Source organism: Nocardioides sp. Z35_8 (assembly GCF_059621125.1).
Genome location: NZ_JCAQIE010000001.1, coordinates 189,109 through 210,327, shown reverse-complemented (window position 1 = coordinate 210,327; position 21,219 = coordinate 189,109). Strand labels below are relative to the sequence as shown.

Sequence of the window (21,219 nt, the reverse complement as noted above, 5' to 3'; positions counted from 1 at the left end):
CCTAGGCTGGCGCGCGTGCCCGTCGAGCCCGCGCCCCGTCCCGGCGCCGCGTGCACCCTCCACGTCGGTGACAACCTCGACGTGCTGCCCCGGCTCCCGGCGGGGTCCGTCGACGTGGTCTACGCCGACCCGCCCTACAACACGGGCAACGACTTCGCCTACGCCGACCGCTTCCGCGACGACTCCCACGCCGACCCGTACGCAGGACGCCACGCGGCCTGGACGGCGATGATGCATCCGCGCCTCGTGGCCGTCCGCGAGGTGCTGGCCCGGCACGGCGCGGTGTTCGTCAGCATCGACGACAACGAGGTCGCCCATCTGCGGCTGCTGATGGACGAGATCTTCGGGGAGGCCAACTTCCTCGCCCAGGTCGTGGTCAACCTCAACCCCAAGGGCCGCCAGCTCGGCCGGGGGTTCGCGACCAGCCACGAGTACGTCCTGGCGTACGCCCGCCACCTGCCCGACTGCCTGGTCGACGGCACCAGCGCCGAGGCCGTGGACGAGGCCGACTTCCCGCTCACCGCGCCCGACGGGCGCCGGTTCCGCTACCTCCCGCTGCGCAACACCAACAAGAAGTTCAACCCGGTGAGCACGCCGACCCTCCACTACCCGCTCCACGGCGACCCCGTGACCGGGCGGGTGTCGGTGGCGGAGTTCGACGGCAGCAGGGAGCTGACGCCCGTCTTCGGCGACGGTCGGCCGGCGGTGTGGCGGTGGTCGAGGCCTCGGGTCGAGGAGCGTCCCGACGACCTGGAGTGCCGGGTGATCCGCGGCCGTGCCGGCGAGCGCGCCGACATCTTCCAGCGCGACTGGCTGCACCGCGACGGTGGGCGCCGCAAGAAGCTGCGCACGATCTGGCTGGCCGAGGAGATCGGCTCGACGGACACGGCGGTCGCCGAGCTCAAGGCGCTGGTCGGCCACGTCTTCGAGTCGCCCAAGCCCACCGGCCTCGTGCGCCGGATCCTCTCCACGCTGCCCGACGACGTCGTCGTGCTCGACCCGTTCGCCGGCAGCGGCACCACCGGTCACGCGGTCGCGCTGGCCAACGCCGCCGACGGGGGCACCCGTCGCTGCGTCAGCATCAACTCCGCCGAGCCGACCCGGGAGGGCTCCAACGCCCGGCTCGCCGGCCTCGACACCGTCGCCGACATCACCCGTGCGCGGCTGGCCGCCGTCGCCGAGCAGGTCGGCGGCGGCCTCGACGTCGTCGGCTAGGCATCACGCCCAGGCATCACACCCGGAATCACAACCACGCATCACACCTGGACGCCGGCGGCCTTCTCGAGGGCCGCCAGCTCCTCGTCGAGGTGCTGCAGGAGCACCTGCAGGCGGGGGACCGTGCGCCGGCACCCGGTGAGGCCGAAGCACATCTTCTCGTCGTAGGAGGTGCAGGTGATGTTGAGCGCCATCCCGTTGATCGGGATCGACAGCGGGTAGGTGCCGGTGAGCCGGGCGCCGTTCCAGTAGTGGGTGGTGCGTGGGCCGGGGACGTTGCTGACGATGAGGTTGTAGGGCGGGCGCACGACACCCTGCATCCGCAGGAGCGGCCCGAGGATGGCCGGCGCCTGCCCGATCGCGCTCATCGCGAGGATCTGGGTCGGCGTCATCGCCGACAGGCTGGCCTTGCCGTCGGTCATCGAGCGGTGGATCGCCGCGAGACGGTCGGCCGGGTCGGGCAGGTGGGTGCCGAGCTGCACCATCACCGAGCCGACCGCGTTGCCGCCGCCGCCCGCCGTGAGCTTCGCCTGCTTGGCGCTGAGCGCGACCGGCACCATCGAGATCAGTGTCGTGTCGGGAAGGGCGTCGAGCTCGATCAGGTAGGTCCGCATCGCGCCGCTGACCATCGCCAGCACCACGTCGTTGATCGTCGTGCCGGTGGCCCGGCCGACCGCACGCAGCCGCTCGACGGGCCAGTCCTGGGCGGCGAAGCGGCGCGAGCCGGTGATGCCCTGGTTGAGGATGGTGCGCGGGGCGTGGAGCGAGAGCGCCGAGGTCTCGTTGCGCACGCTCCTGGTCAGGGTGCGGAGCAGCGCTCCGGGCATCCCGGCGGCCTCCGCCGCGATCGCCAGGGTGGAGCGCACCGTGGCCGCGGTGAGGTCCGACAGCGACGCCTCGGAGGTGCCGTCGGGCTCCTCGTGCGCTGGGCCCGGCGGGCGCGGCCGCACCGCCCACGGCGCCGGCATGTCGCGCTCGTCGGGGTCGGTCGACAGCACGCTCGCCATCAGCCGCATCGCGGAGAGGCCGTCGACGAGCGAGTGGTGGGTCTTGGTGTACATCGCGACCCGACCGTCGTGCAGGCCCTCGATGACGTGCGCCTCCCACAGCGGCCGCTCCCAGGCCAGGCGGGTGCCGTGCAGCCGTGAGCACAGGTCGAGCAGCTCGCGGACGCGTCCCGGCTTGGGCAGGGCGCTGTGCCGGACGTGGTGATCGATGTCGAACTGCTGGTCGGGCACCCACACCAGCTGACCCGCCGTTCGCGCGGAGCGGTGCGGGTGCTTGAGGAACAGCGGCGCGACCTGCTCGACGTCGCGCATCTTCTCGTACATCTCGCGGACGTAGCCGCGGCCCGCCCCCGCGGGCTTCTCGAAGAGCTGGAGGCCGCCGACGTGCATCAGCATGTTGCGGTTCTCGGCGAGCAGGAAGCCGGTCGCCGTCGGGTCGATCACGTCCGCCACGTGCTGCTCCTCCGTCTCGGCCACCCCTCCTCGCGGGGCGAGGAGGTCCGGGCATCCTCTCGCCCCCCGCCCGGTGCCACAAGGGCATCAGGTCCTGGGTGGCTCAGGCCTTCAGCGAGTGGGCCAGCTCGGCGACGAGGGCGTCGACCACCGCGACGAGGTCGCCGCCGGACTCGTGCGCCACCGCCCGCTGGCGCTGGTAGGACGCACCGCGGACGGGGATGTCGGCGACGGCGCGCAGCTCGGCCTCGCAGCCGAGCCGTCGGGCGACGGGGGTGAGGCGTTCGAGCAGGTCGGAGAGGTCCTCGGTGACCAGCCGCTCGCGGTTGTGGTCGTCGACGATGACGATGGCGTCGAGGCCGTAGCGCGCGGCCCGCCACTTGTTCTCCTGCACCTGCCACGGCGGCAGGGTCGGCAGCCTTTCGCCGGCGGTGAGCCGGGAGTCGAGGTCGACGACGAGGCAGTGCACCAGCGCCGTGAGGGCGCCGAGCTCCTGCAGGTCGGACATCCCGTCGCACACGCGGTGCTCGAGCGTGCCCAGGTGGGGGGCAGGTCGCAGGTCCCACCGCACGTCCGACATCGAGTCGATGATCCCGGTGGTCGTCTGGTCGGCGATGCACTTCTCGAACTCGGCCCACGTCTCGAACGCGAACGGCAGGCCGGCGGTCGGGAGCTGCTGGAACATCAGCGCCCGGTTGGACGCGTAGCCGGTGTCCTGGCCCGCCCAGATCGGCGAGCTCGCCGACAGCGCCAGCAGGTGGGGGTAGGTGGTGAGCATCGACTCCAGCACCGGCATCACCCGGTCGCGCTCGGGCATCCCGACGTGCACGTGCACGCCCCAGATCAGCATCTGGCGACCCCACCACTGCGTGCGGTTGATCAGCTCGGCGTAGCGGTGGCCCTCGGTGAGCTGCTGGTGCGACCAGTCGGCGAAGGGGTGGGAGCCGGCGCCGAGGAGGTCGACTCCGAGCTCGGCCGCGGCGGGGGCGACGACCGCGAGCGTCCCGCGGAGGTCGGCGACGGCCTCCTCGACGGTGTCGCAGACGCCGGTGACGACCTCGATCGTGTTGCGCAACAGCTCCTTGTGGAGCCGCTCGGGCCGGTCGAGCCGGCCGCCGGCGAGCTCGTGGAGCTCGGACGCGACGCTGACGAGGTCGCGGCTGGCCCGGTCGACCAGCGCGAGCTCCCACTCCACCCCGAGCGTCGGCTCCGGCGACGCGTGGAAGTCGATGCGCATGCGGCGAGTCTAGGTAGGCGACCGGCGGTGAGGCTCACCCCTCCGACCGGTGCCGGCCCGGGTTTGCCACCATGGACGGATGGACCGCGAGGACGGACGCACGCGCACGCCGGGGGACCCCGACCCCGACCACGACGCCGAGCACGATCCCGACCACGATCCCGACCACGACGCGGCGCGCGCCGCGGCGGAGCAGCGCACCCTCGACAACCTGACGATCGACCTCTGCCTGCGGATCGGCGAGATGCTGCTGTCCTCGGGTGCGGGCGCGGCCGACGTCATGGCGACGATGCGCTCGGTGGCCGACCACCTCGGTCTGCGCTCGGCCGAGCTCGACGTCACCTTCACCGCCCTGTCGATGAGCCACCAGCGCTCGGGCGACGACGTACCGACGCTGATGATGCGCCACGTGCAACGGCGAGTCATCGACTACGAGCACCTCACCGCCGTCGACCACCTGGTGCGCGACATCCTCACCGACCGGGCCGACGTCTACCTCGCGCGCTCGCGGATGGCCACGATCGTCTCGCTGGGCCACGCCTTCCCGCGCTGGGCGGTCACCCTGGCGTGGATGGTGATGGCCGCCGCGGTCGGCATCTTCCTCGGCGGCGGGCCGGTCGTGGCGGTGGTCGCCGCGGTGGCGGCGGCCCTGATCGACCGGGTGCAGATCGTGCTCGCCCGGCGCCGGCTGCCGTTCTTCTACCAACAGGTCGCCGGCGGCGCGATCGCGACGGTCCTCGCCGCAGTGGTCGCGGCAGGCCCGGTCGAGGTCGACCCGTCCGTGGTCGTGACGGCCAACATCATCCTGCTGCTGGCCGGGATCGGCCTGATGGGCGCCGTGCAGGACGCGCTCACCGGCTTCTACCTCACCTCGAGCGCCCGGCTGATCGAGGCGATGATGGCGACCGCCGGCATCATCGCCGGCGTCGCGATGGGCATCTCGCTCGCCGGGGGCGTGGGCCTCGAGCTCGGGCAGCTGGTGCCGGGGAAGGTCGAGCTGGCCGACCTGCCCGCGGTGCTCGGCGGCGCCGCCGTGTCGGCGGCGGCGTTCAGCGTCGCGTCGTACGCGCCCCGCCGCGCCGTGGTGCCGATCGCGCTGATCACAGCGGGGGCGGCGGCGGTATCGCAGGGCGTCACGGCGGCCGGGTTCGGGCGCGCGGCAGCCGCCGCGGCCTGCGCCTTCTTCATCGGTCTGGTCGCCTACGCGGTGGCGGGGCGGGTGCGGATCCCCCCGCTGGTGGTCGCAGTGCCGGCGATCGTGCCCTTCCTCCCCGGCCTGTCGATCTACCGAGGCCTGACCTTCCTCGCCGAGGGCGGGCCCTTCATCTCGCGGGGCATCCTGGCGCTGATGACGGCGCTCTCGGTCGCGATCGCGCTGGCGTCCGGGGTGATCCTGGGCGAGTACGTCGCGCAGCCGCTCAAGCGGGAGGCGCGCCGCCTGGAGAGCCGGCTGTCCGGGCCGCGGCTCGTCGGACCGTTCCGGGCGCTGTCGCGCGCAGAGCGGCGCGCGCTCAGGAGGAAGTCAGGCGACTGAGCTCGGCGAGCCACCGCCGGTGCGCGCCGTCGTACGGTGCGCGGCCGGTGCGGACGTCGACGACCAGCGCGTCGCACGAGGCCTGCGCGCGGGCAACCACGTCGGCGGGGTAGCCGTAGCGCACCTGGTGCTCGGCGAACTCGTCCTCGTCGTCGACGAACACCTCACCCGGACCGGCCGGGGCGACGGCCCACGGTGCGCTGTCCACGGGTGGAAGCGGGTCGGGGAGGCGGATGACGTCGAGGTCGAGGTCGACCGCTCGGAGCACGTCGCGGTCCCACGCGGGGGGCGTGGTGACGTCGATGTAGAGGTCGCACCAGATCCCCGGTGCCTGGAAGGTCGCGAGGTGCCACCCCTCGGGCTGCACGAGCGTCACGGAGTCGACGGCGGCGTGGAACTCGTGGCCCGGGCGATGGTTGTGCGTGCCGGCGGGGAAGCCCAGCCACTCCCCGTGCTCGTCGGCCCCGAGGTAGGTGCCGACCAGCTGCCAGTGCGGCCGGTCGCCCCACTTGGTCATCTCGCAGCGGATCGTGGTCCCGGGCTCCATACGCCCATCCCTATCAGGTCGAGTGGGCGCGACCTGGCGCGCCTACGGGGTCGAGTGGGCGCGTTCTCGCGCGCCTACCGGGTCGAGTCGGCGCGTCCTCGCAGGTAGACGGGGTCGAGTGGGCGCGTTCTCACACATAGACGGGGTCGAGTGGGCGCATCCTCGCCGACTCCCGGTCAGGATGAGCCGGCTCGACGGTGATGAGCGGTCAGGATGCGCCGGCTCGACGGTGATGAGCGGTCAGGATGCGCCAGCTCGACGGTGCAGGCGGGCGACGACGTCCTGGTAGCGCGCGCCGAGGAGCCGGGCGGCGTGGTGGATGACGTGGGCGTCGAGGCCGACGAGCACCCGCGGCTTCCCGGCGAGCGCGCCGGCGAGGATGATCTCGGCGGCGCGGTCGGGCGACATCCGCGCGAGCCTGTCGTCGAACAGCGCGTCGATGCGGGCGCCGTCGAGGCCGGCGGCCTTGCGGCCGTGGCGGCTGATGCCGGTGCGGATGCCGCCGGGGTGGACGCAGGTCACGGTGACGGGGTGCCCGGCGATGAGCATCTCCTCGCGGATCGCCTCGGTGAGCCCGCGCACGGCGTACTTGGTGGCGTTGTAGGCCGACTGCCCGGGGGCGGAGACGAGGCCGAAGAGCGAGGAGATGTTGACCAGGGCGCCGTTGCCGCTCGCGATGAGGTGGGGCAGGAACTCCTTGGACCCGTGGACCACCCCGGAGAAGTTGACGCCGACGATCCAGTCGAGGTCGTCGTAGGTCAGGTCGGTGAAGTCGCCGGTCGCGGTCACGCCGGCGTTGTTGACGACGAGGTCGACCCGCCCGAGCCGTTCGACGACCGCGGACGCCCACGCCGCGACCGCGGCACGGTCGGAGACGTCGACGAGGTCGTGGCACACGGTGGTCGCACCGGCCTCCCGGACGAGCCCCACGGTCTCGGCGAGCCGCCCGGCGTCCCAGTCGGCGAGGGCGAGGAGTGCACCCGCCCGGGCGCAGCGCAGCGCGAGCGCGCGGCCGATCCCGGATCCGGCGCCGGTGATGACGACGACCTTGTCGGCGACGGTGCTGAGGCTCACCCCGCCACCGTAACCGGCGTCTACGCCGGCACGGTCGGGAGCGCCACGGTGATCGTGGTGTCGCCCGGGCGGCTGGCGAGCGCCACCGTGCCGCCGTGGGCGCGGACGATCGCCTCGACCAGCGAGAGCCCGAGCCCGGCCCCGCCGCGGCTGCGGGCCGCGTCCCCGCGGGTGAAGCGCTCGAACGCGTGGGGCGCGAGGTCCGGCGCGAAGCCCGGGCCGTCGTCGTGGACGGAGAAGCCGCTCGCGCTCCCGGTGACGGTCACGGTCGTGCCGGGCGGGGTGTAGCGGCTGGCGTTGGTCAGCAGGTTGGTGATGACCTGGTGCAGGCGGGCGGCGTCGCCCTCCACGACGAGGGGCGCGTCCGGCAGCGACAGCCGCCAGTGGTGCTCGGGGTCGACCACGCGCGCGTCGTCGACGGCCTCGAGCAGCAGCCGCGAGAGGTCCACCGGCTCGCGCTGGAGCGGACGCCCCGCGTCGAGCCGGGCGAGCAGGAGCAGGTCCTCGACGAGGGCGGTCATCCGCGCCGACTCGTTCTCGACCTTGGTCAGCGCCGCGGGCATCGTCTCCGGGCGCCGCCGGGCGAGCTCGGTGTAGCCGGCGATGGTCGCGAGCGGCGTGCGCAGCTCGTGCGAGGCGTCGGCCACGAACTGCCGCACCTGCTGCTCGCTGCGGTAGCGCCGGTCGAGCGAGTCCTCGACGTGGTCGAGCATCGCGTTGAGCGCCGAGCCGACCTGTCCGACCTCGGTGCGCTCGTCGGTGAGCCGCGCCGGCACCCGCTCGGCCATCTCGATCTCCCCGGACGCCAGCGGCAGCTCGGCGACCCGGCGGGCGGTGGCCGAGACCTCGCGCAACGACGCGAGCTGGCGGCGTACGACGACCGTCCCCACCGCCGCGGCGGCCACCACGCCGAGGAGGGTGGCGAGCAGCTCGAGGCGGACGAGGTCGCCGACGGTGTCGTCGACGTCGGCGAGGGGGAGCCCGGCGACCACCCGGCCGCCCGGGACCTCCCTGACGCCGACGCGGTAGCGGCCGAGGTCCGGGACGTAGACGGTGCGGAGCTCGGGGCCGTCGCCGTCGGCACGGACGTCGGCGAGCACGTCGAGCTGGTCGTCGCTGAGCGCGGTCGCGGCGCCCCAGCTGTCCTCGTCCTGCTCGGACAGCACCAGACCCGACGCGGTGCCGTCGTCAGGGACGACGGCCTGGATGGAGCCGAACTGCTGGCCCGGGCCGAAGCCCTCCTCGCCGCGACCCGGCCCGCGGCCGGGACCGTCCGAGCCGCGGATGGTCCGCTCGAGGGCCACCCGGACGTCGCCGTCGAGCTGGCTGTCGAGGTTGCGCTGCATCGCCAGCGTGGTCACGGTGCCGATGACGGCCGCGGTCAGCGCGACGAGCAGCACCACCACCGCGACCAGCCGCGCGGTGAGCGTGACGGGCCGGTGGAGCGGGCGCCTCACGACGCCGGCTTCAGGACGTAGCCGGCTCCGCGCATCGTGTGGATCATCGGGGGTCGGCCGGCGTCGATCTTCTTGCGCAGGTAGGAGATGTAGAGCTCGACGACGTTGGCCTGGCCGCCGAAGTCGTAGTGCCACACCCGGTCGAGGATCTGCGCCTTGCTCAGCACCCGTCGCGGGTTGCGCATGAGGAAGCGCAGCAGCTCGAACTCGGTCGCGGTCAGGTGGATCTCGTCGCCGCCGCGGTGCACCTCGTGGCTGTCCTCGTCGAGGGTGAGGTCGCCGACCACCAGCACGTTGCCCGCGTCGGCCTGCGCCGCGGTGCCGCCGCGGCGGATCAGTCCGCGCAGCCGGGCCACGACCTCCTCGAGCGAGAAGGGCTTGGTGACGTAGTCGTCGCCGCCGGCGGTCAGGCCGGCGACCCGGTCCTCGACGGCGTCCTTGGCGGTGAGGAAGAGCACCGGCACGTCGTTGCCGTCCGCGCGCAGGCGGCGGAGCACCTCGAGGCCGTCGAAGTCGGGGAGCATGATGTCGAGCACCACGGCGTCGGGGTGGAACTCGCGCGCGGTGGCCACCGCCTCGCTGCCGGTGTGCGCCATCCGCAGGTCCCAGCCCTCGTAGCGCAGGGCCATCGCGAGGAGCTCGGCGATGTTGACCTCGTCGTCGACGACGAGGACGCGCACGGGCGAGCCATCGGGTCGGGTGAGCTGTTGCACGAGACCATCGTGCCTCCGTTTCCTGTGGGACCGCTGTGTCCTTCCTGTCAGCGCGCCGAGTTGAGCCGCGGTCGACGAGCTCGCCGTCGGCCTCCAGGCGCCTGCCGAAGTCGTCCACGAACGCCATGTGGGCGTCGACCTCCTCGGGGGCCCACTGGTCGATCGGGACGTCGGTCACGGCCACCGGGGCGCCGCGATGGTGCTGGAGGTGCAGGTACTTCGGCAGGATCGGTCTCCTGGTCAGGTGCGGCCCATTGTCGCCGCGTCCACCCCGGGGACGGAGCCGCCGCGGCGCCCTCGACGTCGACGGGCCGACCGGGTCCGAGATCTCTGAGCGGCCGCAGGGGCTGGGCACAGGTGCGCCACAGGTGTGCGCCGCACGCTGGTCACATGACGAACGAGAACCTGGGCCGGCAGCCCGACGAGACGCAGCCCATGCGTCCTGCTGGCGCCGCCCCCGACCCCACACCGCACCCCGACCCGGGGGCACCCACGGCCGGTCCCGCGACCGGTCCCGCGACCGGTCCCACGACCGACTCCCCCACCGACCCCACTCCTGATGCCATGACCAACTCCCAGAACGAGCCCATGACCAACGCACAGCACGACCCCACGACCACCGCACCCGCCGACCCCGGCCCCAGCCCCGTCCCCGGCTCGGAGGGCAAGCGCGGGATGCGTGAGCGCCTGCGCGGGATGCGCCCCTCCAACGGCGGCCGCGGCCGCCGCTTCGGCACGGGTGCGCTCGCCGGGACCGCGATCGCCGGCCTCATCGTCGGTGGCCTCGGCGGGGTCGCCGTGAGCGCCTCGGCCGACGACGACCTCGGCCCCGGCGACTCGGGCTGGATCGAGCGCCACGACCAGGGCGGCCCCGGCTACCAGGGCGGCCCCGGCTACCAGGGCGAGCCCGGCGACCAGGGCGAGCCCGGCTACCAGGGCGGCCCCGGCTACCAGGGCGAGCGCGAGGACGACGAGCGCCACTTCGGTCACGAGCGCGACTTCGGCGATCACGAGCACGGTGACCGCTACTTCGGTGACCGCGACTTCGGCGAGCGCGACGACGAGCGCGACGACGAGCGCGGCGGGCCGAGCTTCGGCGGCCCCGGAGCGCCCGACGGCGAGATGCCGTCCCCGCCCGAGGGCGACGCCCCGGACGCCGAGGACGACTCGGAGTCCTGACCCGCTCCGCAACGGGCGCCACCGCCTCCGCACGGGTTGCCACCGTGGGCGAGAATGGCGCCCGTTGTGAAGATCACCTACCCGGCCGAGCTCCCGGTCTCCGCGCGCCGCGACGACATCGCCGCCGCCATCCGCGACCACCAGGTGGTGATCGTCGCGGGCGAGACCGGCTCGGGCAAGACCACCCAGCTGCCCAAGATCTGCCTCGAGCTCGGCCGGGGGCTCGGGGCGGCGGAGGGCGGCAGGCTGATCGGCCACACCCAGCCGCGGCGCATCGCGGCCCGCTCCGTCGCCGAGCGGATCGCCGAGGAGCTCGGCACCGAGCTCGGCGACGTCGTGGGCTACCAGGTCCGCTTCACCGACCGCACCAGCCGCGCCAGCCGGGTCAAGCTGATGACCGACGGCATCCTGCTCGCCGAGCTGCAGCGCGACCGCGACCTGCGCAAGTACGACACGATCATCATCGACGAGGCCCACGAGCGCAGCCTCAACATCGACTTCCTGCTCGGCTACCTCAAGCGCCTGCTGCCGCGCCGGCCCGACCTCAAGGTGATCATCACCAGCGCGACGATCGACGTCGACCGCTTCGCCGAGCACTTCCGCGCCCCCGTGGTCGAGGTGTCGGGGCGTACGTACCCCGTCGAGGTCCGCTACCGACCGCTGCTGGAGCTGCCGGAGAACGACGACGACGGCGAGCCGGTCCAGCGTGACCAGACCGAGGCGATCCTCGACGCCGTCCGCGAGCTCTCGGCCGAGGGACCGGGCGACGTGCTGGTGTTCCTGCCCGGCGAGCGCGAGATCCGCGACACCGCCGACGCCTTCTCCGCCCTCGGCAGCGACCGGCTCGAGATCGTCCCGCTCTACTCCCGGCTCAGCGCGGCCGACCAGCACAGGGTCTTCTCCAGCCACCCCTCCACCGTGCGGCGCGTCGTCCTGGCCACCAACGTCGCCGAGACGTCGCTGACGGTGCCGGGCATCCGCTACGTCGTCGACACCGGCGTCGCGCGGATCAGCCGCTACTCGGTGCGCACCAAGGTGCAGCGCCTGCCCATCGAGCCGATCAGCCGGGCCTCGGCCAACCAGCGCTCCGGCCGCTGCGGGCGCGTGTCCGAGGGCATCGCGATCCGGCTCTACTCCGAGGAGGACCTCGAGGCCCGCCCCGAGTTCACCGACCCGGAGATCCTGCGGACCAACCTCGCGAGCGTGATCCTCCAGATGGCCTCGCTGCGCCTCGGCGACATCGCGAGGTTCCCCTTCGTCGAGCCGCCCGACCGCCGCAACATCAAGGCCGGCACCGACCTGCTCGAGGAGCTCGGCGCGATCTCGACCGCCGCCGACCCCGGACGTCAGGAGAGTCCGCGGTCCGGACCGCAGAGGTCCATGACGTCCCGGCCGGGGGTACGCCTGACGCAGGTCGGCCGGCGGCTGGCCCGGCTCCCGATCGACCCGCGGCTGGGCCGGATGATCCTCGAGGCCGAGCGCCTCGGCTGCCTGCGCGACGTGCTGGTGATCGCCGCGGCGCTGTCCATCCAGGACCCGCGCGAGCGGCCCGAGGAGCAGCGGGCGCACGCCGACCAGCTGCACGCCCGCTTCACGCACGAGTCCAGCGACTTCCTCACCTGGCTCAACCTCTGGCGCCACCTCAAGCAGCAGCAGCGCGAGCTGTCCTCCAGCGCGTTCCGCCGGATGTGCAAGCGCGAGCACCTCAACTACCTGCGCATCCGCGAGTGGCAGGACTACGAGTCGCAGCTGCGCCAGGTGTGCAAGGAGATGAAGCTCGACCTCGGCCGCACCGGCAGCAGCGAGGGCGGAGCGGCCTACGACGAGGACGGCATCCACCAGGCGCTGCTCTCCGGCCTGCTGAGCCACGTCGGCGCGCTCGAGGAGCGGGAGAAGTCGCGGCCGGGGGAGCGGCGCCCGATGCGGGAGTACGTCGGCGCGCGCAACGCCCGCTTCGCGATCTTCCCCGGCAGCGTGCTGAAGGGGCGCAACCCCGACTTCCTGATGAGCGCCGAGCTGGTGGAGACCTCGCGCCTGTGGGCGCGCCAGAACGCCGCCATCAAGGCCGAGTGGGCCGAGCGGATCGGCGCCCACCTGGTCAAGCGCACCTACTCCGAGCCGCACTGGTCGCGCAAGCGCGCCGCCGTGATGGCGCGCGAGCGGGTCACGTTGTACGGCGTCCCGCTGGTGGCCGACCGCCTCGTGTCCTACGGCAAGGTCGACCCGCCGCTCGCGCGCGAGCTCTTCATCCGCCACGCCCTCGTCCAGCGCGAGTGGGACTCCCGCCATCGCTTCCTCGCCGAGAACTCCCGCCTGCTCGAGGAGGCGGAGGAGCTCGAGCACCGGGCGCGGCGCCGCGACATCGTCGTCGACGAGGAGACGCTGTTCGAGTTCTACGACGCGCGCGTCGGCGCCGACGTCGTCAGCGGCCAGCACTTCGACCAGTGGTGGAAGCGGGCGCGGCAGAAGCAGCCCGACCTGCTCACGTTCGACCCCGAGATGCTCACGCACGACACCGCCGGCGAGGTGCGCGCGCACGACTTCCCGACGCAGTGGCACGACAGCGACGAGGCGGGGCTGACCTTCCCGATCAGCTACCACTTCGAGCCCGGCGCCGCCGACGACGGGCTCACCATCGACGTCCCCGTCGCCACCCTCAACCGCATCGACGCCGACGACTTCTCGTGGCTGGTGCCGGGGCTGCGCGAGGAGCTGGTCACCGAGCTGATCCGCTCGCTGCCCAAGAGCCTCCGTGTCGCGATGGTGCCCGCGCCCAACACCGCGCGCGAGTTCCTCGCCGCGACGCCGCCGGGCGCCGAGCCGCTCCTCGACGCGCTCGAGCGGTTCGCCCGCAGCACCCGCAGCCTGGTCATCCCCCGCGAGGCGTGGGACTGGTCGAAGGTGCCGGCCCACCTCCGCCCGACCTACCGGGTGGTGACCGACGAGGGGGCCGAGGCGGCCCGCGGCAAGGACCTCGACGCGCTCAAGGAGCCGCTGCGACCGACGTTCGAGCAGGCGATGGCCGACGTGGCGTCCGACTCCGGCGTGAGCGCCACCGGCCGCACGACGTGGACGTTCGGCACGGTCGAGGAGTCCTTCGTGCAGCGTCGCGCCGGCCACGAGGTGCGCGGCTTCCCCGCGCTCGTCGACGAGGGCCCGACGGTGGGCCTCCGGGTGCTCGCGACGGCCGAGGAGGCCGCCGCGCACCACCGGTTGGGCGTACGACGCCTGGTGCTCCTCGCGCTCGGGCCTGCCGACCCCGTCGACGACGTGCTCGCCGCCGCCGGGCTCGACCAGCGCGCCAAGCTCGCGCTGGTCGGCTCGCCCTACCCGTCGGTGGCCGACCTCCTCGACGACCTGCGCGCCGGCATCGTCGGCGAGGTCGTCGACCGGCACCCGACGGTGCGCGACGAGGCGGCGTACGACGCCGTGGTGGCGGACGCCCGCGACGCCGTCGCCTCCGGCCTCGGCCCGGCGGTGCACGAGGTGATGCGGGTGCTGGAGGCCTGGCGCACCACCGACCGGGCGATCTCCGGGCGCGCCGACCTGATCACCCTGCCGGCCCTCACCGACATGCGCGCGCAGGTCGAGCGGCTGATGGCCCCCGGCTTCATCGGGGAGGCGGGGGTGCGCCGGCTGCGCGACTACCCGCGCTACCTCGCCGCCGTGACCCACCGGCGCGAGCGCCTCGACGGCCAGGTCGCCCGCGACCGCCAGCTGATGGACCAGGTGTCCGGGCTGCAGGAGGCGTGGCTGCACGCCGTCGCGGCGCTGCCCGAGGGCCAGCCGATGCCCCAGCGCCTCCGGGAGGCCCGCTGGCTGCTCGAGGAGTACCGCGTGTCCCTGTTCGCCCAGCAGCTCGGCACGGCCACCAAGGTCAGCGACCAGCGCATCCGCAAGGTGATGGGAACGGCTGGCTGAGCCGTTCCGGGCCGTTCTAGGCTGGCCCGGTGACCGGTCGCCAGCACCACCGCCCGATGACCCCCGGCGACGCCTTCTTCGCCGACATCGCCGGGGGCGCCGACCCCGCGCAGCTGCGCGAGGCGGGCGACCTCGCCGCGACCGTGCTGGTGCGCGGCGCGCGCCGGTCCGCCGATCCCGCGCTTGCCGAGCGGGTGGTCCACCTCGCCGACACCGAGGGCCTCGAGACGCTCGCCGAGGTGTGGTCGGGGGCGCCCGCCGACACGCTTGCCGGGAGCCTGTGGCGGCTGTTCCTGCTGCGCTCGTGGGTGCACGCCGACCCCGACCGGGTGGCCGACGACTACGAGGCGGGCCAGCGCCGCGTCGACGTGGCGCGGGTGGTCGCCGGCGTGGCCGACCCTCCCGGCCCCGACGAGCTGCGCCGGATGGTGGACGAGGTCCTGCGCGGGATCACCCGCGGCGACTTCGCGGTCACCCTGTTCCGCGCGGCCGCCTTCGCGCGCATCGTCGCCGCCGGCCGCGCCGCCCTCGGCAGCGCCTCGCACGAGGAGATCACCCGCATGCTCGCGCTGTCGGAGCAGCTGGAGGCCGCTGGTCAGGTGGAAATCCGCGGCAGCCTCGCCTGAGGCGTTAAAATGTCCCTGAGTGCGTCGGGCCGTGGCAGCCCCGGGTCCCGAAATAAGCCGCTACGAGCGGCCACGCGCCGTGAGGCGCTCCCGGTCCGGCGCACTCATCTGCTCCGCAGGCCTAGGCTCGGGTCATGAGCCTCCGCAGCCGTGTCGCCGGCCTGCTGTCCCGCGTCGGGTCCCCCTCGTCCACGGCGCCCCCTGTGCCGTCGGCGCCCACTTCGCCGGGCGAGGGCACCTACGCGCCCGAGCGTGACGGCGAGCCAGACCCGGGTGAGGTGGTGTGGGCATGGGTGCCCTACGAGGACGACGCGAGCCGCGGCAAGGACCGGCCCGTGCTCGTCATCGACACCGCCGGGGAGGAGCACGACGGCTGGGTGGGGCTGATGCTGAGCAGCCAGGACCACGACCGTGACGCCGCCGACGAGGCCAGGTGGGGGCGCCACTGGATGGACGTCGGCACCGGTGGGTGGGACTCCCGGGGCCGGCCCAGCGAGGTGCGCCTCGACCGGCTGATCCACCTCGAGCGGGGCGGCGTACGACGCGAGGGCGCCGCGCTCGACGAGACGATCTTCACTGCCGTGCTGGCGGCCCGCCGTGGCCTGTCCCGATAGGGTTTCGCCGTGTCCCGGACCCCTTCCCTGCGTCGCTGTGCCCTGCTCGCCACGGCCCTCGCGGTCGCGCTGACGACGGCCGCCTGCACCGGGGAGGACGAGCCCGAGCCGCGCCCGACCCCCTCGGCGGGGCAGTCCGGCAATCCGACCAAGACGGCCGCGAAGCCCCGCGAGGTCACCTTCGGCGCCTACGGCAGCGAGGAGGAGGTGGCGGCGTTCCAGAGCGTCGTCGACTCCTTCAACGCCTCCTCCACCGACCGCCGGGTCGTCCTCGAGTCGTGGCCCGACCACGAGGCCGCCGTGGCCGACGTGCTGGCCGGTGACGCGCCCGACGTGTTCCTCACCTCGCGCATCGACCTCGACCAGCTCGTCGAGGCAGGTGCGCTCCAGCCCGTGAGCCTGCTGCTCGACGAGCGCGGCGTCGACTTCGGCGACCGGTTCTCGCGCGACGCCGTCGACGCCTTCGCGATGGACGACGAGCTGCAGTGCATGGCCTACTCGGTCTCCCCGATGGTCATCTACTACAACACCCGCCTCGTCGACTTCGACAAGATGGAGCGCCGCGGCCTCGACGTCCCCAGCACCAACGACGAGGGGGTGCGCGAGCGCTGGACGCTCGCCGAGTTCGGCGCGGCCGCGCAGTTCGCCAGCCGGCGCGGTGACCGGCGCGGCGTGTGGATCGACCCGACCCTGCAGGGTCTCGCGCCGTTCATCTACTCCGGCGACGGGAAGGTCTTCAACGACGACAGCGAGCCCACCTCGCTCGCCTTCGCCGACGACTCCACCCGCGAGGCGCTGAGCCAGACGCTGGCCATCCTGCGTGACCCCACGATCACGCCGACCAACGCCCAGCTGGCGCGCGCGACGCCCGTCAAGCTGTTCAAGCGCGGAGAGCTCGCGATGGTCGCCGGCTTCCGCAACCTCGTGCCGGAGATGCGTGAGGCCGAGGACCTCGACTTCGACGTGCTGCCGATGCCGGTCATCGACACCCGCGCGACCGTCGGCGACATCAGCGGCCTGTGCCTGTCCGCCGACTCCGACGTGACGGGCGACGCGGCCGACTTCATCGCCTACGCCGTGTCCGACGCGGCGATCGCCACGGTCGCCGCGACGGGCTTCATCGTGCCGGCCAACACCTCGGTCGCCGCGTCGCCGGAGTTCCTGGCGCCCGGCGAGGAGCCGGCCAACGCGGAGGTCTACAACACCAGCATCCGCTACATGGTGGTGCCGCCGTTCATCGACCGGCGTGAGGAGCTCGAGGAGGCGGTCACCCCCCTCCTCGACCGGCTCGTGACCGCGCCCGGTGTGCTCGACCTCGACGCGACGACCGAGCAGATCGACCTGGTCTCGCAGACGGTGCTCGCGCCGGAGGACGAGGAGTCGGAGTCGCCGGAGCCGACGGAGACCCCGACCGAGGAGTAGGCCAGGGGAGCAGGAGCGGCCTCCTACTCCCCGGGTGCCGCCCCGGGGTGCTCGGGATCCTGCTCGGCTCCGAGGATGGCGCCCACCAGCGCCCCGGTGACCAGCTCGGCCTGCCACGGCCGGGCGCCGTAGGACGCCAGCTGGGCACGGACCTGCTGGGCGAGCTCGGCCGGCTCGCGGGTCCCCGGGGGCGCCCACATCAGGCGCCGGAGGTAGTCGGGGGTGAGCAGGTTCTCCACCGGCAGGTGGTGCGCCTCTGCCAGGTTGAGCATCGCCTCGCGCGCGGCCTTGAAGCGTCGGTCGGCGACCGGGTCGCGATCGGCCCAGGTGCGGGGATGGGGCGGTCCGTCGCCGCGGGGTGCGCGGGTGGGCAGCTCGCTCTCGTCCATCTGACGGACCCGTTGCAGCGCGTCGACCCAGGTGGCGGCGTAGCGGCTCGCGCCTCGGCCGTGGAAGCCGGGGGTGGCCAGCAGCGCCCGGCGGTCGGACGGCATCGCGGTGGCGGCGGCCACGATCGCCGCGTCGGGCAGGATCCGCCCCGGCGTCACGTCGCGCTCGGCGGCGATGGCGTCGCGGGCCTCCCAGAGGGCGCGGGCCGCACCGAGGGCGCGACGCCCGCGCAGCCGGTGCACCCCGGACGTACGCCGCCACGCCTCGACACGCACGGCAGGCTCGAAGCCCAGCAGGTGGTCGAACTCCTGGCGCGCCCACTCGGCCTTGCCGGCGCGCTCCAGCTCGGTGGCCATGTGGTCGCGCAGCTCGACGAGCACCTCCACGTCGAGCGCGGCGTACTCCAGCCACGGCTCGGGCAGCGGGCGCGTCGACCAGTCGGCCGCGGAGTGCTCCTTGCGCATCCGCTGGCCCAGCACGGTCTCGACGAGCGTGGCGAGGCCGACGCGGGGGTAGCCGAGGAGGCGGCCGGCGAGCTCGGTGTCGAAGAGGCTGGTCGGGGTGAGGCCGACCTCGCGCAGGCAGGGGAGGTCCTGGGTGGCGGCGTGGAGGATCCACTCGGTGCCCTCGAGGGCCTCCTGGAGCGGGGCGAGCGTGGTCATCCCGATCGGGTCGACGAGCCAGGTGCCGGCGCCCGCGCGGCGCAGCTGGATGAGGTAGGCGCGGTTGGAGTAGCGGTAGCCGGACGCTCGCTCGGCATCGATGGCCACCGGTCCGGTCGCCGCGGCCAGCGCAGCGGACGCCTCCAGCAGGCCGGCATCGGTGTCGACGACCGCGGGCAGGCCGTCGCGCAGCTCGAGGAGCGGGGCGGGCGGTGCCGCCGGCGCCTCGGGCTCGTCGGCGGAGGTGGCCGCGGGGATGGCCTCGGGGGTGACCTCGGCGGGGGTGGTCTGGGGCTCGTCGGCCATCGGGTCAGGTGCCACGCTGGCCGCGTCGGCTGGGGATGGCGGTGACGCCCTCCGGCACGGGCGGCAGCCCGACCGCAGTGCACATCAGCTCGCCCCAGGCCTCGACGTGCGCCGTCATGTCGAGGTCGCCGTCGTCGACCTCGGGCGTCCACGACGCGCGGATCTCGACCTGGGCGGTGCGCGCGTCCTCGGCCATGCCCCCGAAGCTCTCGCTGGTGACGCAGGTGACCGTGCCCGAGGCGGCGTGGTGGCGGGCCCCGTGTGCGTCCAGGGCCTCCACCAGCCACGACCAGCCGACCGCGGCCAGCATCGGGTCGGCGCCGAGCTCGGGGTCGATGTCGGCGCGGGCGTAGGCCACGCATCGGAAGGTGCCGTCCCAGGCGTCGTTGCCGGCCGGGTCGTGGAGCAGGATCAGGCGGCCGGTGCCCAGGTCCTCCTCGTCGACGGTGATGTCGGCGCTGAGGGCCGACGACCAGGGCGCGATGCGCTGGGGCGCCGGCATCTCCTCGCAGAAGACCTCCGGGCGCAGCGACGCCCGACGCATCGACTCCACGGCCGAGCGGAACTCCGCGGGCCCAGCCGCGGCAGCATTGCCCGGGTGGGTCTCGTGACGGGCCACCATGTGGCCAGAGTAGGCCAGCGCCGGCCCTCGCCGATGTGCCGCCACGCCGCCTCACCTGCGAGAATTCAGGGGTGACCGACGCCCCCCGCACGCCCCATCCCGGACTGGCCCGGAGCCCGTTCCTCGCGGCCGCGCGCGGAGAGGTGCCGTCCCACACCCCGGTCTGGTACATGCGACAGGCGGGCCGGTCGCTGCCGGAGTACCTCAAGGTGCGCGAGGGCATCGGGATGCTCGAGTCGTGCATGGACGCCGACCTCGTCACCGAGATCACCCTGCAGCCCGTGCGCCGCTACGGCGTGGACGCCGCCATCTTCTTCTCCGACATCGTGCTGCCGCTCAAGGCGGTGGGGGTCGACCTCGACATCAAGGCCGGCATCGGCCCCGTCGTGGCGTCGCCGGTGCGCACCCTCGCCGACGTCGAGGCCATCCCCGACCTGACTCCCGAGCACGTGCCCTCCATCGTGCAGGCCGTCGGCCAGCTCGTCGCCGAGCTCGGCGCGACGCCGCTCATCGGGTTCGCCGGAGCGCCCTTCACCGTCGCCTCCTACCTCGTCGAGGGCGGTCCGTCGAAGGAGCACGCCAAGACCAAGGCGATGATGTTCGGCGCCCCCGACGTGTGGGACGCGCTGATGAGCAAGATCGCCGGCATCGCCGCGACCTACCTCCGCATCCAGGTGCAGGCCGGCGCGTCGGCGGTGCAGCTCTTCGACTCGTGGGCCGGCGCCCTCACCCCGACCGACTACCGCGACTCGGCGATGCCCTACTCCCGGCGGGTGCTCGCCGCGGCGGGCGAGCTCGGCGTGCCGCGGATCCACTTCGGTGTCGGCACGGGAAGCCTGCTCGGCCTGATGGCGGAGGCCGGCGCCGACGTGGTCGGTGTCGACTGGCGTACGCCCCTGGAGCAGGCGATCCCGCTCGTGGGCGACCGCGCCGTGCAGGGCAACCTCGACCCGACCCTGGTCTTCGCGCCGACCGAGGTGATGACCGCCCGGGCCGCCGAGGTCGTCGAGGCGGGTCGCCGGGCCAAGGGCCACATCTTCAACCTCGGCCACGGGGTGATCCCCTCCACCGACCCCGGTCAGCTCACGGCGCTGACAGACTTCGTGCACGGCTGCTGATCGGCGTCACCGGGGTCAGGTCCGCGGCGGGCGCGGCCACCGCCGACTCCCGGTAGGCCCGGGCCTGTCGCACCAGCGCGCGCTGCAGGTCGCGCAGCGGCTCGGGCACCCGATCGGCCCGGCGGCGCACCATCAGCAGCGTCACGGTGGTCTGGTCGGTCTCGATCGGCCGGGTGGTGAGCACGCCGGCCCGCACGAGCGGATCGGCGACGATGGAGAAGTCGGGCAGGACGGAGATCCCGAGCCCCGCGGCCACCATGGCCTTGCCCATCTCGGCGCCGTCGGTGGCGTACGTCGTGCCGGGCAGCGAGCCGCCGAACAGGCGATGGGCGTAGCGATGCATCACGAAGCCCGGCCGCATCAGGACGTGCGGCTCCGCACGCAGGTCGTCGACGGTGACCCGGCTCCGGGCCGTCAGCGGGTGCGCCACGGGCAGGCAGGCGACCGGGGTGCCGTCGAGGAGGCGGTCGGCGACGAGCGTGGGCGGCACCTCGTCGCCGGGGAGCACGTTGACCAGGCCGAGGTCGAGCGACCCCTCGGCCAGTCCCTGGTGGATGTCGACCTGGCGCCCGTGGACCACCTCCACGCCTCCCGACCCGTGGCGCGCGTGGAGGTCGCGCAGCGCCGGGGCGAGCAGGCTGGACGAGGCGGTGTTGACCGTGCCGATGCGGAGGTCGCGCCGGCGCACCGACTGCTGGCCGGCGGCCTGGCGCAGCCGGTCGACCGCCTCGAGGACCTCCGTCATGTTCTGCAGCAGGTCGAGCCCTTGCCGGCTGATCCGCGAGCCGGTGCGGCGCCGGTCGAGCAGGGTGGTGCCCAGCTCCTTCTCCAGCTTGGTCACCGCCTCGCTCAGGGCCGGCTGGGAGATGTGCATGGCCTCGCTCGCGCGCCGCAGCGAGCCGTGCTCGGTCACCGCGGCGAGGTACTCCAGCTGTTCGATCCGCACGTGTGCTCCTGCCGTGTGCCGGGACGGGGCCCGAGGGTCTGGTGAAGGGGGGAGGGGTGACGGGGAAGGGGAGGGCCTGCGGCCCGCCCGGCAGAACCTGCCACCGGGGCGTGGTCGGGTGCCGCCGTCCTTCCGTAAAGTCTAGTGAATAACTAGACAAAACGCGAGGACGCGGT

17 protein-coding genes are annotated in these 21,219 nt (G+C 73.6%); 8 read left to right on the top strand and 9 right to left on the bottom strand.

Features of this window, described 5'->3' with window-relative positions:
- Positions 1-15 precede the first annotated feature (15 nt).
- Positions 16-1,215, top strand: a complete 1,200-nt coding sequence (locus tag AC54T2_RS00975; RefSeq protein WP_496665277.1) for a site-specific DNA-methyltransferase — start codon at positions 16-18, stop codon at positions 1,213-1,215.
- 41 nt (positions 1,216-1,256) lie between these two features.
- On the opposite strand, the gene AC54T2_RS00970 is transcribed toward AC54T2_RS00975, so the two are convergent.
- The gene (locus AC54T2_RS00970) at positions 1,257-2,675 is read right to left on the bottom strand and encodes a WS/DGAT/MGAT family O-acyltransferase (protein WP_186339096.1); all 1,419 of its coding nucleotides are present in this window, start codon (positions 2,673-2,675) and stop codon (positions 1,257-1,259) included.
- A gap of 103 nt (positions 2,676-2,778) precedes the next feature.
- Complete coding sequence (locus tag AC54T2_RS00965; protein ID WP_186339095.1) at positions 2,779-3,912, bottom strand: glutamate--cysteine ligase; 1,134 nt, start codon at positions 3,910-3,912, stop codon at positions 2,779-2,781.
- Between the two features lie 79 nt (positions 3,913-3,991).
- Between AC54T2_RS00965 and AC54T2_RS00960 the strand changes: the two genes are divergently transcribed.
- On the top strand, positions 3,992-5,446 hold the full coding sequence (locus tag AC54T2_RS00960; RefSeq protein ID WP_186339094.1) for a threonine/serine exporter family protein: 1,455 nt from the start codon (positions 3,992-3,994) through the stop codon (positions 5,444-5,446).
- Here AC54T2_RS00960 and AC54T2_RS00955 read toward each other — a convergent pair.
- From AC54T2_RS00955 to AC54T2_RS00940, 4 genes are all read right to left on the bottom strand, one after another.
- Positions 5,424-5,993 carry a DUF402 domain-containing protein gene (locus AC54T2_RS00955; RefSeq protein WP_496665276.1) on the bottom strand — a complete coding sequence of 190 codons (570 nt, stop codon included), beginning with the start codon at positions 5,991-5,993 and terminating at the stop codon, positions 5,424-5,426. The two genes, AC54T2_RS00960 and AC54T2_RS00955, sit on opposite strands and share 23 nt — an antisense overlap.
- 240 nt (positions 5,994-6,233) lie before the next feature.
- A complete protein-coding gene (locus tag AC54T2_RS00950; protein ID WP_496665275.1) occupies positions 6,234-7,067 on the bottom strand; it encodes an SDR family NAD(P)-dependent oxidoreductase in 834 nt (277 codons plus the stop codon).
- A gap of 20 nt (positions 7,068-7,087) precedes the next feature.
- The gene (locus AC54T2_RS00945) at positions 7,088-8,524 is read right to left on the bottom strand and encodes a sensor histidine kinase (protein WP_241005209.1); all 1,437 of its coding nucleotides are present in this window, start codon (positions 8,522-8,524) and stop codon (positions 7,088-7,090) included.
- Complete coding sequence (locus AC54T2_RS00940; RefSeq protein WP_277395300.1) at positions 8,521-9,237, bottom strand: response regulator transcription factor; 717 nt, start codon at positions 9,235-9,237, stop codon at positions 8,521-8,523. The genes AC54T2_RS00945 and AC54T2_RS00940 overlap by 4 nt, the downstream gene beginning before the upstream one ends.
- Before the next feature lie 390 nt (positions 9,238-9,627).
- Here AC54T2_RS00940 and AC54T2_RS00935 point away from each other — a divergent pair, with 390 nt between their 5' ends.
- From AC54T2_RS00935 to AC54T2_RS00915, 5 genes are all read left to right on the top strand, one after another.
- Positions 9,628-10,416: a hypothetical protein gene (locus AC54T2_RS00935; protein WP_496665274.1), complete on the top strand. Its 789-nt coding sequence runs from the start codon at positions 9,628-9,630 to the stop codon at positions 10,414-10,416.
- A 54-nt stretch (positions 10,417-10,470) separates the two neighbouring features.
- Positions 10,471-14,337: an ATP-dependent RNA helicase HrpA gene (gene hrpA, locus AC54T2_RS00930; protein WP_496665273.1), complete on the top strand. Its 3,867-nt coding sequence runs from the start codon at positions 10,471-10,473 to the stop codon at positions 14,335-14,337.
- Positions 14,338-14,366: 29 nt separating this feature from the next.
- The gene (locus AC54T2_RS00925; RefSeq protein WP_241005208.1) at positions 14,367-14,963 is read left to right on the top strand and encodes a hypothetical protein; all 597 of its coding nucleotides are present in this window, start codon (positions 14,367-14,369) and stop codon (positions 14,961-14,963) included.
- Between the two features lie 134 nt (positions 14,964-15,097).
- Positions 15,098-15,577 (top strand): type II toxin-antitoxin system PemK/MazF family toxin, encoded by a 480-nt coding sequence (locus AC54T2_RS00920; RefSeq protein WP_496665272.1) that lies wholly within the window; start codon positions 15,098-15,100, stop codon positions 15,575-15,577.
- Positions 15,578-15,586: 9 nt separating this feature from the next.
- Complete coding sequence (locus AC54T2_RS00915) at positions 15,587-16,999, top strand: ABC transporter substrate-binding protein (protein WP_186339088.1); 1,413 nt, start codon at positions 15,587-15,589, stop codon at positions 16,997-16,999.
- Positions 17,000-17,022: 23 nt separating this feature from the next.
- On the opposite strand, the gene AC54T2_RS00910 is transcribed toward AC54T2_RS00915, so the two are convergent.
- Together AC54T2_RS00910 and AC54T2_RS00905 are read right to left on the bottom strand one after the other, a co-directional pair.
- Entirely contained in the window at positions 17,023-18,372 is a 1,350-nt protein-coding gene (locus tag AC54T2_RS00910; protein ID WP_496665271.1) for an HRDC domain-containing protein, read from the bottom strand.
- Entirely contained in the window at positions 18,362-18,979 is a 618-nt protein-coding gene (locus tag AC54T2_RS00905; RefSeq protein ID WP_496665270.1) for a DUF3000 domain-containing protein, read from the bottom strand. The genes AC54T2_RS00910 and AC54T2_RS00905 overlap by 11 nt, the downstream gene beginning before the upstream one ends.
- Before the next feature lie 71 nt (positions 18,980-19,050).
- On the opposite strand from AC54T2_RS00905, the gene hemE reads away from it, so the two are divergent.
- Complete coding sequence (gene hemE, locus AC54T2_RS00900) at positions 19,051-20,097, top strand: uroporphyrinogen decarboxylase (protein WP_241005206.1); 1,047 nt, start codon at positions 19,051-19,053, stop codon at positions 20,095-20,097.
- On the opposite strand, the gene AC54T2_RS00895 is transcribed toward hemE, so the two are convergent.
- Entirely contained in the window at positions 20,063-21,043 is a 981-nt protein-coding gene (locus tag AC54T2_RS00895) for a LysR family transcriptional regulator (protein WP_186339086.1), read from the bottom strand. The two genes, hemE and AC54T2_RS00895, sit on opposite strands and share 35 nt — an antisense overlap.
- Positions 21,044-21,219: the final 176 nt, after the last annotated feature.